This window comes from Olsenella sp. An270, assembly GCF_002159735.1.
GTDB lineage: Bacteria > Actinomycetota > Coriobacteriia > Coriobacteriales > Atopobiaceae > Thermophilibacter.
Map to the genome: position 1 here is coordinate 220,744 of NZ_NFJF01000002.1, position 16,199 is coordinate 236,942.

Here is a 16,199-nt window from a genome sequence, read left to right on the forward strand (position 1 = left end):
GGTCAGGACACGACGAAAGGGCTCGCGATGCCTGCCATCCTCACGCACGATCTCTTCGGGCGCGGCGTCCTCGAGGACGCGACCGCCCTGCTGAACCTCCGCACGACCGCCGAGCGCGACGCGTTCCTGCTGGGCAACCAGGGCCCCGACCCGCTCTTCTACCTCGTCGTCGACCCGCTCATGCACAAGTGGTCGCCCCTCGGCAACGCCCTGCACGACGCCGCCCCCGCCGAGGTCCTGCTCGCCATGCGCGAGGCGGCGCTGCGCCTGGAGGGGCGCGAGCGCTCCGTGGCCCGCGCCTACGTGGCCGGCTTCGCCTGCCACTGGCTGCTCGACTCCACGCTCCACCCGCTCATCTACTGGTGGCAGAACGGCCTGACCTCGGCCGGGGTGGAGGGTCTCGACGAGTCCGCCGGCTCCCGCGTCCACGCCGAGATCGAGCGTGACTTCGACGAGATGGTCCTCTTTGCCACGACCGGCCGCACCGTCGAGCGCTGGCGCCCGCACGAGCGCGCCCTCGCCGCGTCCCGCGCGACGCTGGCGGCCATCGACAAGCTCTACTTCTACGCCACCCTCTGGATCTTCGAGCGCGCGATCGACCCGCGCACGTTCTCCACGGCGGTCCACGAGTTCCGCCTGGTCCAGCGCGTCTTCGACTCGCCCTCGGGTAGGAAGCGCGCGGTGCTCTCGACGGCGGAGCGCCTGGTGTGCCGCGAGCGCTTCTCGCTCGTGGGCTCGATGTCGCACCGGGTGCGCCCCGAGGACACCTCCGACTTCGACAACCGCGACCACCGGCCGTGGGAGAACCCGTTCACGCACGAGGTGAGCACCGCGAGCTTCTGGGACCTCTACGACGGCGCCCACGCGCGTGCCCTGACCACGCTCGACGAGCTCCTCGCGCCCGAGCTCGACCTCGACGCCGCCCGCGCGCTCACCGCCGACCTCAACTTCGAGGGCGACCCCACGCCTCCGGGCGAGAAGATCGCGTGGTAGCGAGCGCGCGCGTCCCCGAGGCGTCCTCCGAGGCGACGCGTCACGTCATGCAGGCCAACCGCTCCAAGAACACCTCGCCGGAGCTGCGGGTTCGCGCCGCGCTGCGCGAGGCGGGCCTCACCGGCTACCGACTCCACTGGAAGGGCGCGCCCGGCAGGCCCGACGTGTGCTTCCCGGGCCGGCGCGTGGCGATACAGATCAACGGGTGCTTCTGGCACCGCTGCCCGCACTGCGACCCCTCCCGGCCCAAGACCCACGCGGAGTTCTGGCAGGAGAAGTTCGCGCGCAACCGCGAGCGCGACGCCCGCAACGCCCGGCTCATGCTGGACGAGGGCTGGACGCTGCTCGTGATCTGGGAGTGCCAGCTCAAGCGCGACCGCCTCGCCGCCACGATGGCGCGCGTCGTCGCCGAGGTGCGCGCGGCGGGCGAGCGTCGGCTGCCGGCCCACGTGGTCGACGTCGGGGCCGTGCCCGCCTGGCGGCTGCGGGCGGTGCGGGCGCGCCGCCGCGGGAGGCGCTCCTAGGCCGCGCGCGACCGCTCGCCCGCGTCCGGGGGCCCCGGACGGGCGCGAGATGCTAGGCTGACTCCGAGGGCGATAAGGACGTCGATCCGTCGAGGGAGGTCGGTCCCATGGCAACGTATGTGTTCTCGGACGTGCACGGGCACCGGGCCACCCTCGAGCGCGCGCTCGAGCGCGTCTCGCCGACCGAGGGCGACGCCCTCTTCTGCCTGGGCGACATGATCGACCGCGGCCCCGACCCGGTGGGCGTCCTGCGCCTCGTTCGCGCGCTGCCCGGCGCGGTGGCGCTGCTGGGCAACCACGAGGACCTCATGCTCGACTGCCTGCGCGACAGAGACGACTCGCTCGCGGCCATGAACTGGGCGATCAACGGGGGCGCCGTCACCTCGGAGGGGCTTGCCGCGCTGGACGCGGACGAGCTCGCCGGCCTCGTCGCCTGGGTGAGATCCTGCCCCCGGAGCGCGCAGGTCCGCGTGGGGGGCCGGCTCTTCCTGCTCGCGCACGCGGGCGTGAACCTGGACGTGCGCGCGCCCGACGTCTGGGACGACGAGACCGCCCGCGCCTACCTCGCCGCGCAGACGGACGAGGACCTCACCTGGGTCCGCGAGGAGTTCTGGGGCGCCGAGCACGGCCTCGCGGGCGCCGCGGGCAGGGGACCTGTGGTCGTTGCCGGCCACACCCCCACGCCCTATCTCGAGGGCATGGCGAGCCAGATGGACCGCCCCGCCATCGGCGAGGACGGCCGGGCGCGCATGGTTCGCGTGGGCGCGGAGCGGGACCGCTGGGACATCGACAGCGGCGCCGCGGGAGGGGCGGGCTTCGGGCAGGTGCTCGTGCTGCGCCTCGACGACGGCGAGGAGTTCTACGAGCCCGTCCGCGAGGGGGAGTAGCCGCCCATGCCGACCGAGGTCTCCTCTCCCGCCGCCGAGCTTTTGCACGGGGCGGTCGCCGTTCTGGACGCCGGCGACGGCTGGGTCCGCCCGTCGCGCTTCTCGTCCTCCCAGCTGCGCGCGCTCGGGAGCGTCCGCGCCTGGCACCCGGGGCTCTACCGTCAGATGGCCGCCTGCACCGCCGGCGTCACCGTGGAGTTTGAGACCGACGGCAGCGAGGCGGTGCTGGAGCTGCGCATGGGCGAGGTCCCGGGCGGCACCGCGGGCGCCCTCGAGGACGTGGCGCGCCACACGGGCGTCGAGCCGGCGCGGCCCGACGCCGTCTTCGTCGACGTCGACGGCCGTCATCTGGGTCCGCTCTTCCCGGACGAGCAGAGCCTCCTGTCGATCGACCTCGCCGACCCCGAGGCGACGGCCCTGCCGCTGCCGGGCCTGGGGGAGCCCCGTCGCGTCCGCGTGTGGCTTCCGTGCCTCGTGCCGTGCGAGCTGCGCTCCGTCACCGCGAACGGCGCCCTGCTCGAGCCGGTGGGCCCGCGCCGCGCGCTGCTCGTGCTCGGCGACTCCATCGCGCAGGGGTTCTGCGCCGAGGACCCGTCGCGCACGTGGGCGGCCCTTCTCGCCGACCGCCTGGGCCTCGACCTCGTGAACCAGGGCGTGGGCGGGCAGGTCTTCCAGCCGGGGACGGTCTGCGGCGCGCGGGGACTCGACGTGGCCGCGGTGGTCGTGGAGCTCGGCGAGAACTACCGCTTCGAGCCGTGCGGCGCGGACGCGGTTGAGCGGGACGTGCGCTCCCACCTAGCAGAGGTCGCCGCCACCTTTCCCGACGTCCCGACCTGGGTCCTCACGACGCCCCCGCACCTGGAGGTGGCCTACCCGACGCACCCGCGCAGCTGCTTCGCCGAGGTCGACCGCATCATCGCGGACGCCGCCGCGCGCCATCCGCAGATGCGCCTCGTGAACGCCGGGGCGCTCCTCGATGCGCACCTCCTGCCGCGCCTCCTCACGGACGGCTCGGACCACCCGGGCCCCGAGGGGCACGCGATGATGGCCGAGCGGCTCTCGTTCGTCGTGGACGCCACGGCGGACGACCCCGCGGAGCGGCGATCGCGCGCCCTCGAGGCCGTGCGCGCCGACGGCGACGCCGCGCTGCCGGTTTCCGACGCGCTCTCCCGCGGAGTCGGCGAGGTCCTTCTCGCCGAGGAGGGGGCCGTCGTCGTCGACGTGCCGCACGGCGTGCGCCTCGTCTGGGCGCGCGACCGCAGGCTCGTGCGTCGCGCGCTCTCCTGTCTGGGGGCTGCCCCGGTGACCTGCGTCTGCGGGGAGCGCGACGTCGCACGGGAGGTCGGGCGGGCCGCGCGCGGCAAGGCACGCCCCTGCGAGCTCGTCGTGTGGAGCGGCGAGGCGCCCGCCGTCGAGCCCACGCGCGACCTGCGCACGCTCACGCCCGCCTATGCCGGCGCGATCGTCGCCCACTACAGCCACCCCGAGTTCCTGCGTCCCGGCGAGCTCGAGGTCCTTCTCGCCGCCGGCCGCGTGATCGGCGGCTTCGAGGAGGGGAGGCTCGTGGGGTTTGTCGGCGAGCACCCGCACGGGTCGATGGGCATGCTCGAGGTGCTCCCCGACGCGCGCCGTCGCGGCTGGGGCAGCGCGCTCGCCGCGGCGAAGATTCGCCAGCTCCTGGGCGAGGGGCGTCTGCCCTGGGCCGAGGTCCTGCCCGACAACGACGCCTCTCTCGCGCTCGAGCTCTCGATGGGCTTCGACATCCTGGAGAGCGGCCGGCTCTGGTACGTTTCCTGACAAAGGTGCCAGGCACCTTTGTCAGGTTTTGCTGGGCTGGTGCCCCGCTGCTCCGCGCTCCGGGCGAAACTCGTACATTGGGAAGCTGAAAAGCGACAAAACCGCAGGTTCGCTAAGCCCGACCCGCGATTTCTCTCGTCGAGTGTACGAGTTTGCGCCGGGACGAGAAGGACGCCTCCCCTCTGTGCCACGGTCTCGCTCCACCGAAGGTCCACACAATCGGCCGCGTCAAACGGCGACCTTTGTTTTTGTCCGCCCATACACCTACAATGCGCGTGCTGTGCATGACTCGCTCACGCTGCGACAACCAGAAACGAGGGACACCATGAGCAACCTCCGCTGCCGCGCGCTCGAGGACGAGTACCTCGACATCCTGCGCGACCTCGACGGCGACGCCGACGGTCGCAAGCTCGCGGCGAACTACCTCGCCTCCGCCCACCCCGTCGCCAACCGCGAGGGCACCCCCACCTGGGCGCTCACCCCCAAGGTCCTCTCGAGCGCCGAGCTCGGCATCCTGCGCGACGCGGCGGAGACCTTCGGCCGCATCCTCGAGAAGGTGACCGCCCGCTACCTCGACGACGCCGACTTCCGTGCCCGCTTTGGCCTCTCGCCGGAGCTCGAGGAGCTGACCCGCATCCCCACCGGCTACGACCGCCTCATCCCGTTCGCGCGCGTGGACGTGCTCTTTGACGAGGAGACCGGCGACTTCACGCTGGCGGGCGCCGCCACCGACAGCTCGCTCGGCATGACCGCCTCCGTCGAGGTCACGCGTGCCGTCCAGCTCACCGAGGCCTACCGCCGCTTCGCCGAGCGCCACCCCGGCATCGAGACCTTCGACGTCACCGGCGGCGTGATCGACGCGCTGCGCGAGACCTACATGTCCTGGGCCAACGCAGACGCCGGGACCAAGCACCCCGAGCGCCCCGCCGTGGGCATCGTCGACTACCCCGAGAGCGCCACGGCGAGCGAGTTCGCCGACATCGTGGAGCGCCTCGCCGACGAGGGCGTCTTCGCGCGCCTCGTGGACATCCGCGACCTGCGCGTCGAGGAGGCCGGCGGTCACCGTCGCCTCGTCGACTCCCAGGGCCCGATCGCCTGCGTCTACCGCCGCGCCCTTCTCTCCGAGATGGTCGAGAAGCCCTGCGAGGGCGTCGACGCCCTCGTGGAGGCCGCCAGCCGCGGTCTCGCCTGCGTGATCGGCGGCTTTGGCACCTGGCCGGTCTCGACCAACGCCCTCTTCGCGGTGCTTCGCTCCGACGCCGTCGAGGACGTGCTCGACCACGAGGAGCTCGCCTTCGTGCGCGCCCACGTCCCCGAGACCCACGTGCTCGACCGCACCACCGACCTCGCCCCGTACCTCGCCGAGCCCGAGCGCTGGCTCGCGCGCCCGGCCGGCGCCTATCGCGCCAACGAGGCCGTCTCCGGCGCGTCCTGCGCCGACCGCGACGACTGGTGGCGCGTCCTTCTCGGCTGCGCCGAGGAGGGCGGCGTGGTCCAGGAGATCGGCAGGCCCTACCGCTCCGAGGTCGTGCTGGGCGCCCCGGCGGTGGGCGACACGTCCGACCGCGGCGACGAGCCCGTCGAGGTCGAGAACCTCATCGGCCTGTTCCTGTTCCGCGGCGAGTTTGGCGGCGTCTACGCCCGCGGCGGCTACGACGGCGAGATCGGCCCCTGGTCCAACCGCGTGACCGTGGGCTGCCTCGTGGCGCGCGACTAGCCAGCATGGGCGGCGCCGCCACAAACCCGCTCGCGCCCGGCCTCACCGGACGGCTCTCGGAGCGCGCCTCGGCGCTCGTCTCCGAGCGGCTCGCCTCGGGCCGCCTGTCCCCGTTCGCCTGCCGCGACGCCTCCGCCATCCGGCGCGACCCGTGCGACCGCGACCGCGACACGGCGCTGCGCCCCGCGTTCGTCCGCGACGCCGAGAAGGTCGTGCACCTGCCGGCGTACAACCGCCTCGCGGGCAAGACCCAGGTCTTCTCGTTCCGCGCCAACGACGACCTCGCCCGCCGCGGCCTGCACGTGCAGCTCGTGGCGCGGGTCGCGCGCGACATCGGGCGGGCGCTGGGCCTCAACCTCGACCTCATCGAGGCCATCGCGCTCGGGCACGACCTCGGCCACACCCCGTTCGGCCACGCCGGCGAGCGCTTCCTGAACGACGTCTACCACGAGCGCACGGGACGCTGGTTCTTCCACAACGTCCAGAGCGTGCGCGTCATGGACGAGCTCGCCGGGCGCAACGTGAGCCTGCAGACGCTCGACGGCGCCCTCTGCCACAACGGCGAGTTCGAGCTGCAGCGCTTCGAGACGAGCGGCCTGGCCGAGTTCGACACCTTCGACCGCGTCGTGGCGTCGTGCTGGGAGCGCGGCGACGAGACGATCTCCCACCTGCGCCCGATGACGCTCGAGGGCTGCGTCGTGCGCGTCTCCGACATCATCGCCTACGTGGGCAAGGACCGCCAGGACGCCATCCGGGCGGGCATCGCGACCGAGGACACCTTCGACGACGGCCTGGGCGGCGGCTACAACGCCTGGGCGCTCGCGGCCTTCGTGGCCGACGTCGTGGAGCACAGCGTGGGCGAGGAGACGATCGCCATGAGCGAGGAGGGCTTCGCCGAGATGCGCCGCGCCAAGCGCGAGAACTACGAGAAGATCTACGGCGCGGGCGAGGTCAACGGCGACTTCTCGGCCGAGATAGCCGAGCTCTTCTCGGCCCTCTACGAGCACGAGCTCGAGGCGCTCGCCGCGGGCGACGAGCGCTCCGCGATCTTTGCCCACCACGTGGCGCCGCTCGAGCGCCGCCTGTCGTTCTACGGGCGCAGCTACGACTGGGAGCGCGACCCCGACCAGACCGTCGTGGACTTCATCTCGTCGATGACCGACGACTACTTCGTGGCCACCTGCGCCGCGGCCTTCCCCGAGGCGGCGGGCCTCTTCCCGAGCCGCGGCTACCTCCCGGAGGACGTGCGCGCCTAGGATTTGCCGCCCTTGTCCGCGGGGGTTCTAGAAAACGCCGTCCTTGTCGCCCGGTGTTCTAGGAATCGCGGGGGTTTGTCTCGCAAAACTCTAGGAAACGCCGGGCTTGTACCGAATTCGAAGGTCTGGCGCGGACAAGGGCCGCGTTTTCTAGAGGCCCTCCGGACAACGTCGCCGATTCCCGGAGGTAACGGGACCGTCTCAACCCGTCGGTGAGACCTCCCGTTGCTGCTAGAATCTCCCCTCGTGACTCGGGAAAGGGGAGTGCATGACGCTGTCGAGAAGAACCAGGCGGATCGTCGTCGCGGTCGTTGCCGCGGTGGTCGTCGTGCTGCTCGCGGGCCTGGCGCTGGCAGGCAACTTCCTCGTGGACTTTGCCCTGAACCCGCACGCCGAGTTCTCGATGGCGAGCACGATGCGCGCCGGCAACGTCGACGGCCTCGACTACGCCGAGGCGCCCAAGCTCGACGAGGCCTATGCCGACGAGGCGGCCTCCTGGTTCGACGCCGAGCGCGAGAGCGTCTCGCACACGGCTGACGACGGGACCGAGCTGCTCGGCTGGCACCTCCCCGGCGCGGAGGGCGGCGCCTACGCCGACGGCCACACCTGGGCCGTGGTCTGCCACGGCTACATCGGCAAGCCCGCGGACATGGCCAAGTACGCCTACCACTTCTCCCAGCTCGGCATGGACGTGCTCATGCCGGCCGCGCGCGGTCACGAGCGCAACGAGGACGCCGGGCTCATCCAGATGGGCTGGGGCGATGCGCGCGACCTCGTCGGCTGGGTGTCCGACATCGTCGCCGCCGACCCCGACGCCAAGATCCTGCTCTTCGGCACCTCGATGGGCGGGGCGGAGGTCATGATGGCGTCCGGCATGGACGGCCTCGCGGACAACGTCCGCCTGATCGTGGAGGACTGCGGCTACACGAGCGTGTGGGACGAGTTCGAGCTGCAGCTGGGCAACGTCTTCGGGCTGCCGAGCTTCCCGATCCTGAACGCCGCCGACCTCGCGTGCCAGCTCCGCGCGGGCTACACCTTCGAGGCAGCCTCCGCGGTGGAGAGCCTGCGGTCGGCGAGCGTGCCGATGCTCTTCATCCACGGGGACGCCGACACCTTCGTGCCCTTCTCGATGCTCGACGAGTGTTTTGACGCCTGCGCGAGCGCGGTGAAGGAGAAGCTCGTCGTGAAGGGCGCCGGCCACGGCCTCTCCGCCAGCACCGACCCCACCCTCTACTGGGGGACGGTGGACGCCTTCGTGGCCGACAACCTGTAGGATTGCCGACGGCGCGGCTCACCGCCCCACTGGCGTACAATCGCCCCCATGGAGACGCTCTTCACCCACATAGAGAACGCCCGTCGCGACGAGAACGCGCCGCTCGCGGCCCGCATGCGCCCCACCACGCTCGACGGCTTCGTCGGGCAGGCGCAGGCCGTGGGCCCCGGCAGCTGGCTCAGGCGCGCCATCGAGCACGACACGCTCTCCTCGGTCATCCTCTACGGCCCCGCCGGCACCGGCAAGACCACGCTCGCGCGCATCATCGCCAACACCACGCATGCCGAGTTCGTCGAGGTCAGCGCCGTCACGGGCACGGTCAAGGACCTGCGCCGGGAGATCGAGGCCGCGCGCGGCCGGCTGCTCTCGCTCGGCCGGCGCACGATTCTCTTCGTCGACGAGATCCACCGCTTCAACCGCGGCCAGCAGGACGCGCTGCTCCACGCCGTCGAGGACCGCACGGTCGTGCTCGTGGGCGCCACGACCGAGAACCCCTACTTCGAGGTGAACTCGGCGCTCATCAGCCGCAGCCGTGTGGTGGAGCTCCAGCCCCTCGACGACGACTCCATCCGCGAGCTGCTGCGCCGCGCCCTCGCCGACGAGCGCGGCCTGGCCGGCGCCTTCGAGCTCGAGCCCGAGGCGGAGGACGAGATCGTCACCCTCGCCGGCGGCGACGGCCGGGCGGCCCTGACCTCGCTCGAGCTCGCGAGCCAGATGGTGGACGAGAAGGACGACGGCTCGCCGGCGAGGGTCACGCGCGAGCACGTCCTCGAGGCCAACCCCCGCCGCGGCCTGGCCTACGACAAGTCCGGCGACATGCACTACGACATCATCTCGGCGTTCATCAAGTCCATGCGCGGCAGCGACCCCGACGCCGCGCTCTACTGGCTCGCCCGCATGCTCGACGCCGGCGAGGACCCCAAGTTCATCGCCCGCCGCATCATGATCTGCGCCTCCGAGGACATCGGCAACGCCGACCCGCAGGCGTTGCTGGTGGCCCACGCCGCCTTCCGCGCCACCGAGGTCATCGGCATGCCGGAGTGCCGCATCAACCTCGCCCAGGCCGCCACCTACCTCGCGCTCGCGCCCAAGTCCAACGCCGCCGAGGCCGGCATCGACGCCGCCCTCGAGGAGGTCCGCCGCGGTCCCCGCCGCGAGGTGCCCAACCACCTGCGCGACCGTCACCGCCCCGGCTCCGACGAGTACGGCCCCTACCTCTACCCGCACAACTACCCGAGCGGCTGGGTCGAGCAGCGCTACCTGCCCGAGGGCCTCGAGCGGGGCTGCTTCTACCATCCGAGCGGACGGGGCTGGGAGGCCTGGCGCGAGGAGGCCATCGGTCGCGACCGCGCCGAGGCGCAGGAGTAGCGCCGCCTCGCCTGCCGGGCGCCCCGAGCAAGAGGGTGGCCCGGTTGGGTAGAATGTAAGGCTAGAGGCTGCACGCCCGTGATTCCACGTCCCGAGGAGGGCGCAATGACAGAGGCTATTCTTCCGATTGTCCTGATCGTGCTGGTGCTGGTGGGCATCTGGGCGGTGGTCGAGGTCGCCCTCACCATGCGCTCGGCGCGTCGTGACGTGAGCACCCTCACGAGCTCCGCCCGCGAGGTGATCGAGCAGGCGCAGCCCGTCGTGGCCAAGCTCGACGGCCTCATGGACGAGCTGGAGCCCGCCGCCAAGCACGTGACCCCGCTGCTCGAGAAGACCGAGGTCGCCGTCAGCGGCGCCACGGTGTCGCTCGACAGGGTGAACGGCATCCTCGAGGACGTCTCGTCCGTCTCCGGCGCCGCGTCGACCGTCACCGACGCCGTCAAGGGCGTCGCGGAGAGCGCGGCGACCGGCGTCGCGGGCGTGATGTCGCGCCTGCGCGGCGGCTCGTCCGCCGACGAGGCCGCGGCGCTCCCGCAGACCCAGCAGACGGCGCCCGAGTCCAAGCCCGAGCCCGAGGCGCCCACCCGCTACGTCGACTACGGCGACATCACCGCGCCCGCCGCCGCCCAGGACGAGCCCGCGGGCGAGAAGGACCAGGAGGAGGCCTGATGGACGAGAAGCACGTGCTGCTGCGCGTCCCCGCCGACCCCGCGTTCGCCCGCTCGGTGCGCATGAGCGCCGCGGCGCTCGCCTTCACCGCGGGCATCGAGAGCGTCGAGGACGTCGAGGACGTCAAGATGATCGCCGACGAGGGCTTCGTCTACGCCTGCGCGACGCGCCCCGAGTTCGTGGAGGTGGGCTTCTCGCTCGGCGAGGGCTCCGTGGGCATGGACTTCTCGCTCGGCGAGGCAGACCCGTCCGACGACTCCGTCGAGCTGGTTCGCGTGCTGCTCTCCGCGCTCTGCGACGAGTTCTCGCTCTCCGAGGACGGCTCCAGGCTCCATCTCCTGCGCTCGACCGGCGATTCTGATGACGAGTAGGGCCCGCGCCGAGCACGCCGCGCCCCGTCCCGCGCGCCGCGCGCCCCAGGGGCGCGTCGCCTGGGACAAGGACCGCACGCGGGAGCTCTTCAGACGCTACAAGGAGGGGGGAGACGCCGAGGCGCGCGACCAGCTCATCATGAGCCACCTCAACCTCGTCCGCTTCCTCGCCTCCAAGTTCAAGAACCGCGGGGAGTCGCTCGACGACCTCGTCCAGGTGGGCACGATCGGCCTCATCAAGGCCATCGACCGCTTTGACCCGGACCGCGGGCTCGAGTTCACCACCTACGCCACGCCCACGATCATGGGCGAGATCAAGCGCCACTTCCGCGACAAGGGCTGGTCGGTGCGCGTGCCGCGCCGCCTGCAGGAGCTCTCCGCCAAGGTCAACCAGGCGACCGACGAGCTGACCAACGAGCTGCAGCACAGCCCCTCGGTCGCCGAGATCGCCGAGCGCCTGGGCGTCTCGGTCGACGAGGTGCTCGAGGCGATGGAGTCGTCGAGCGCCTACAGCTCGGTGCCGCTCGAGGGCGGCGGGTCCTCCGACGAGGACGAGGCCCCCTCCGTGATCGACCACTACGCCACCGAGGACGCCGACCTCGCCGCCTCCGACGACCGCATCGTGCTCGAGGAGGCCATCGCGGACTTCTCGCCGCGCGAGCGCGACGTCATCCGCATGCGCTTCGTCGACGGCCTCACGCAGGTCGAGATCGCCGAGCGGATGGGCGTCTCGCAGGTGCAGGTCTCGCGCCTGCTTCGCAGGACGCTCCGGCGCATTCAGGACAAGATCGACCCCGAGGGGGTCATGGGCGCCTAGGCGCCCCGGACAGCTGAGGAGGCCCGATGTCGGCAAAGCCGCGCGCGGCACGATACGAGAAGTGGCGCCTGCGCGCGACCGTGGCATGGACGATCGTGGGCGCCGCCCTGGTCTTCCTGCTCGCGGTGCGCGGGCTCGCTGTGATCGGGCAGGCCGTCGAGCTCCTGCTCGTGGGCACGATCGTGGGCTACGTCTGCAGCCCGCTCACCAACCGGCTCGAGGACCGCAAGGTCCCGAGGGGCGCCGCGGCGCTCATCTCGCTCGTGGTGGTCGTCGCGGCCATCGTGGCGGTCGTCGCGCTCTTCATGGGCCCGTTTCTGCGCGAGCTGGTCACGCTCCTGCGCAACGTCCCGTCCTACTTCACCCAGGCGCAGGCCGCGCTCGAGACGTTCTGGGACACCTTCGGCTCCGCGAGCGGCAACGTGCAGAACGCCGTGAACTCCTTCGTGAACGTCCTCGTCGACGCCGGCTCGAGCCTCGCCTCCGACCTCGCGCGCCAGCTCTCCACGGGCCTGGTCACGAGCCTCACCGACATCGCCGGCCACTTCGTGACGATCTTCCTCGCGCTGATCCTCGCGTACTGGTTCGCCCTCGACTACCCCAAGATCATGCGCGAGTTCGCCGTGATCGCCGGTCCCGAGTACGACGACGAGCTCGTGCTCAGCCTCGCCGTCCTCTCCCGCTCCGTGGGCGGCTACATGCGCGGCACCCTCATCACCTCGCTGGCCAACGGCCTCATGGTCGCGGCGGGGCTCGCCCTCATCGGCCACCCCTACGCCGGCCTGCTCGGCATCGCCACGTTCGTCCTGCACTTCATCCCCGTGGTGGGCCCCATGCTCTCCTCGGTCTCCGCGGTTCTTCTCGGCCTCTTCGTGAGCCCCGTCTGCGCGCTGTGGACGCTGGTCATCACGGTCGTGGCCCAAAACGTCACCGACAACGTGCTGTCGCCTCTGGTCATGCAGTCGGCGGTCAAGATCCACCCGGCGCTCTCGCTGGTGGGCATCGTCGCGGGCGGCGCGCTGGGCGGGGCCGTGGGCATGGTGCTCGCCGTGCCGCTCACCGCCGCGATCAAGGGCCTCTTCGTCTACTACTTCGAGAGCCGCACCAGCCGCCAGCTCGTCTCGCCCGACGGCGCCTTCTTTGGCGGGACGGCGTACTCCACCCCCGAGGGAGGGCCCAGCCCGACCTTCGACGCGCTCGACGACGACACCTTCATCGAGCGCTCCCGCCTGCTCGCGGGCCTCTCGCGCCTGCACGCCGCCCGCGAGGCCGAGAAGGGCGCGGCCGCCAAGCCGGACGAGAAGGACGACGCCCCGGCGGAGTAGCGCGCGGCTTCCGCACGCCTCTCCCGTCAGGGTGTGAACAAGACGGTCCTTCTCGCCGTTGTCGCGCACGCGCTATACTAGGACGGTTGTTTACGCGAGAAGAACCGCCCGACTGAGGGAGACACATGAGCACCGCCGACTACAAGACCATGACCACCGCCCAGATCCGCGAGGACTTCCTGCGCTTCTTCGAGACAAAGGGCTGCAAGCTGTACCCGTCCTCGTCGCTCGTGCCGGACGACCCGTCGCTTCTGCTCACCAACGCGGGCATGAACCAGTTCAAGGAGTACTACCAGGGCAAGCGCACCATGCCCGAGATCGGCGCCTGCTCCTGCCAGAAGTGCCTGCGCACCAACGACATCGACAACATCGGCGACGCCACGCACCTCTCCTTCTTCGAGATGCTCGGCAACTTCTCCTTTGGCGGCTACTCCAAGGCCGACGCCATCGCCTGGGCCTACGAGTTCATCACCGCCCCCGAGCACCTGGGCCTGCCGCCCGAGCGCCTCTACATGACCGTCTTCGAGGACGACGACGAGGCCATCGAGCTCTGGCACGAGCAGGGCGTCCCCTACGACCACATCTCCCGCTTGGGCGAGGAGGACAACTTCTGGGCCGCCGGCCCCACCGGCCCCTGCGGCCCCTGCTCCGAGATCTACTTCGACCAGGGCGAGGAGTTTGGCTGCGGCGGCGAGCACTGCGGCCCCGGCTGCGACGACTGCGACCGCTACCTCGAGTTCTGGAACCTCGTCTTCACGCAGTACGACCGCCAGGAGGACGGGTCGCTGCCGGAGCTGCCGCACAGAAACATCGACACCGGCATGGGCCTCGAGCGCATCGCGGCCATCATGCAGCACAAGTCCACCAACTACGACGGCGACCTGCTGCAGGGGCTCATCGGCGTGGGCGAGCGCCTCTCCGGCCACGCCTACGGCACCGACGCCGCGCGCGACCGCAGCCTCCGCATCGTGGCCGACCACGCCCGCGCCGTCACGTTCATGATCGGCGACGGCATCCTGCCGGGCAACGAGGGCCGCGGCTACGTCCTGCGCCGCCTCCTGCGCCGCGCCGTCTACCACGGTCGCCTCATGGGCATCGAGGGCGCGTTCCTGGGCGCCTACGTCGAGAAGATCTGCGAGCTCATGGGCGACAACTACCCGGCGATCGTGGAGAGCCGCTCGCTGATCGACGGCATCGTCGCCGCGGAGGAGGAGCGCTTCGGCGCCACGCTCGACGCCGGCGAGGAGCTGCTCGCCGCCGAGCTCGAGGGGCTCGCGGAGGGCGCGACGCTCCCCGGCGAGGTCGCCTTCAAGCTGCACGACACCTACGGCTTCCCGATCGACCTCACGCGCGAGATCTGCGAGGCGGCCGGCCATGACGTCGACATGGACGCCTTCGACGCCTGCATGGACGAGCAGCGCGAGCGTGCCCGTGCGAGCGCCAACCGCGACGCCTGGGGCAGCTTCAACGACGTCTGGACCGCGCTCGACGACCGCCTGGACGCCACGGAGTTCTGCGGCTACGACCAGGACGAGGCCGCCGCGCGCGTACTCGCGATCGTCGCGGGCGGCGTCGAGGTCGAGCGCGCCGAGGCCGGCGACGAGGTCGAGGTCGTCCTCGACGTCACGCCGTTCTACGCCGAGATGGGCGGCCAGGTGGGCGACACCGGCGTCCTGACGACGGCCTCCGGCGCGCGCCTGCGCGTCAACGACACCAAGGTCAAGGGCGGGCTCTACGTGCACGTCGGCGTCGTCGAGGAGGGTGCGCTCTCCGCGGGCGACGAGGTCACGGCGTCGATCGACGCCGGGCGCCGCGAGCTGATCCGCCGCAACCACACGGCCACGCACCTGCTCGACGCCGCGCTCAAGCAGGTCCTGGGCGACCACGTCTCCCAGGCCGGCTCGCTCGTGGCCCCCGACCGCCTGCGCTTTGACTTCACCCACTTCGAGGCCGTGACGGCCGACGAGCTCGCCCGCATCGAGGGCATGGTCAACGCCCAGATCTTCGCCGCGGAGCCCATCGTGACCCGCGTCATGGGCATCGACGAGGCCAAGGCCTCCGGCGCCGTCGCGCTCTTTGGCGAGAAGTACGGCGACGTCGTGCGCGTCGTCTCCACCGGCGAGTCCGACGCGCCCTTCTCGCGCGAGCTCTGCGGCGGCACGCACGCGCGCAACACCGCCGACCTCGGCCTCTTCAAGATCGTCTCCGAGGGCTCCGTGGGCTCCAACGCTCGCCGCATCGAGGCCGTGACCTCGATGGGCGCGATCGAGTACGTGGACGAGCGCCTGCTCGCCCTGGACGGCGTGGCCCACGAGCTCAAGTGCCGCCCCGACGACGTCGCCGAGCGCGTCGCCGCCCTGCAGGCCGAGCTGCGCGAGACGCGCAAGGCGCTCGAGGCCGCCACGACCGGCGCCGGCGCGAGCAAGGTCGCCGACGCCTTCAAGGGCGCGGTCCAGCTCGACGGCTACAAGGTCGTCGTCGCGCGCCTGGACGGGCTCTCCGGCAAGGACCTGCGCTCCGCCTGGGACGGCATCCGCGACGCGGCGAACGGCGAGCCCGTGGCCTGCGTGATCGCGTCCGCCACGCCCGACGGGAAGGTCGCCCTTCTCGCCGGCGGCACGGACGGGGCCGTGGAGCACGGCTTCGCCGCGGGCTCCGTCATCAAGGAGATCTCCGCCCTCGTGGGCGGCCGCGGCGGCGGGCGTCCCAACATGGCCCAGGCCGGCGGCTCCGACGCCTCCGGCATCGACGCCGCGCTCGACGCGGCGCGCGCGGCGCTCGGGATCTAGTGAGGGTCCTCGCGCTCGACATAGGCGAGGTGCGCGTCGGGGTCGCCGTGAGCGATCCCGACGCTCGCGTGTCCTCGCCCGTCTGCGTGCTCCCCGCGGCCGAGGTCCTCGCCCACGCCGTCACCTTCCGACGGATCCTCGAGGACTGGGAGCCCGAGCTTCTCGTCTGCGGGCTTCCCCGCACCCTGGCGGGGGAGGACGGCCCCCAGGCCGACCGCATCAGGGAGCAGGCGCAGAGAATCGCCAAATCCTGCGGACTTCCGCTGGAGTTTGCCGACGAGCGCCTCTCGTCGGCCGAGGCTAAGCGTATCCTGAGGGAGCAGGGCCTCTCGGAGCGCGCCATGCGCGGAAAGGTCGACATGGTCGCCGCCTCACTGTTCCTGCAGTCCTGGCTCGACGCCAGGCAGACCTGA

At 71.7% G+C, this 16,199-nt stretch carries 14 protein-coding genes; all 14 read left to right on the plus strand.

Annotation, left to right across the window (positions count from 1 at the left end; genetic code table 11):
- Positions 1-27 precede the first annotated feature (27 nt).
- The 14 genes from B5F73_RS03335 (at position 28) to ruvX (ending at position 16,199) form a co-directional block, all read left to right on the plus strand.
- Positions 28-993 (plus strand): hypothetical protein, encoded by a 966-nt coding sequence (locus tag B5F73_RS03335; protein WP_087226412.1) that lies wholly within the window; start codon positions 28-30, stop codon positions 991-993.
- Complete coding sequence (locus B5F73_RS03340; protein ID WP_239379785.1) at positions 987-1,517, plus strand: very short patch repair endonuclease; 531 nt, start codon at positions 987-989, stop codon at positions 1,515-1,517. The genes B5F73_RS03335 and B5F73_RS03340 overlap by 7 nt, the downstream gene beginning before the upstream one ends.
- 107 nt (positions 1,518-1,624) lie before the next feature.
- Entirely contained in the window at positions 1,625-2,404 is a 780-nt protein-coding gene (locus tag B5F73_RS03345; protein ID WP_087226415.1) for a metallophosphoesterase, read from the plus strand.
- A 6-nt stretch (positions 2,405-2,410) separates the two neighbouring features.
- Positions 2,411-4,201 (plus strand): GNAT family N-acetyltransferase, encoded by a 1,791-nt coding sequence (locus tag B5F73_RS03350; RefSeq protein ID WP_087226418.1) that lies wholly within the window; start codon positions 2,411-2,413, stop codon positions 4,199-4,201.
- Positions 4,202-4,526: 325 nt separating this feature from the next.
- Positions 4,527-5,918 (plus strand): hypothetical protein, encoded by a 1,392-nt coding sequence (locus B5F73_RS03355; protein ID WP_087226421.1) that lies wholly within the window; start codon positions 4,527-4,529, stop codon positions 5,916-5,918.
- A 5-nt stretch (positions 5,919-5,923) separates the two neighbouring features.
- Positions 5,924-7,174 (plus strand): HD domain-containing protein, encoded by a 1,251-nt coding sequence (locus B5F73_RS03360; RefSeq protein WP_087226424.1) that lies wholly within the window; start codon positions 5,924-5,926, stop codon positions 7,172-7,174.
- A 268-nt stretch (positions 7,175-7,442) separates the two neighbouring features.
- Entirely contained in the window at positions 7,443-8,447 is a 1,005-nt protein-coding gene (locus tag B5F73_RS03365) for an alpha/beta hydrolase (protein ID WP_087226427.1), read from the plus strand.
- 48 nt (positions 8,448-8,495) lie between these two features.
- Positions 8,496-9,815 carry a replication-associated recombination protein A gene (locus B5F73_RS03370; protein ID WP_087226430.1) on the plus strand — a complete coding sequence of 440 codons (1,320 nt, stop codon included), beginning with the start codon at positions 8,496-8,498 and terminating at the stop codon, positions 9,813-9,815.
- Positions 9,816-9,920: 105 nt separating this feature from the next.
- Positions 9,921-10,484 carry a hypothetical protein gene (locus B5F73_RS03375; protein WP_087226433.1) on the plus strand — a complete coding sequence of 188 codons (564 nt, stop codon included), beginning with the start codon at positions 9,921-9,923 and terminating at the stop codon, positions 10,482-10,484.
- The gene (locus B5F73_RS03380; protein ID WP_087226436.1) at positions 10,484-10,855 is read left to right on the plus strand and encodes an ATP-binding protein; all 372 of its coding nucleotides are present in this window, start codon (positions 10,484-10,486) and stop codon (positions 10,853-10,855) included. The genes B5F73_RS03375 and B5F73_RS03380 overlap by 1 nt, the downstream gene beginning before the upstream one ends.
- On the plus strand, positions 10,845-11,672 hold the full coding sequence (locus B5F73_RS03385) for a SigB/SigF/SigG family RNA polymerase sigma factor (protein ID WP_087226438.1): 828 nt from the start codon (positions 10,845-10,847) through the stop codon (positions 11,670-11,672). Before B5F73_RS03380 ends, B5F73_RS03385 begins: the two co-directional genes overlap by 11 nt.
- 26 nt (positions 11,673-11,698) lie before the next feature.
- Positions 11,699-12,997 (plus strand): AI-2E family transporter, encoded by a 1,299-nt coding sequence (locus B5F73_RS03390; RefSeq protein ID WP_087226441.1) that lies wholly within the window; start codon positions 11,699-11,701, stop codon positions 12,995-12,997.
- Between the two features lie 125 nt (positions 12,998-13,122).
- Positions 13,123-15,786 carry an alanine--tRNA ligase gene (gene alaS, locus B5F73_RS03395; protein WP_087226444.1) on the plus strand — a complete coding sequence of 888 codons (2,664 nt, stop codon included), beginning with the start codon at positions 13,123-13,125 and terminating at the stop codon, positions 15,784-15,786.
- The gene (gene ruvX, locus B5F73_RS03400; RefSeq protein ID WP_087226447.1) at positions 15,786-16,199 is read left to right on the plus strand and encodes a Holliday junction resolvase RuvX; all 414 of its coding nucleotides are present in this window, start codon (positions 15,786-15,788) and stop codon (positions 16,197-16,199) included. The genes alaS and ruvX overlap by 1 nt, the downstream gene beginning before the upstream one ends.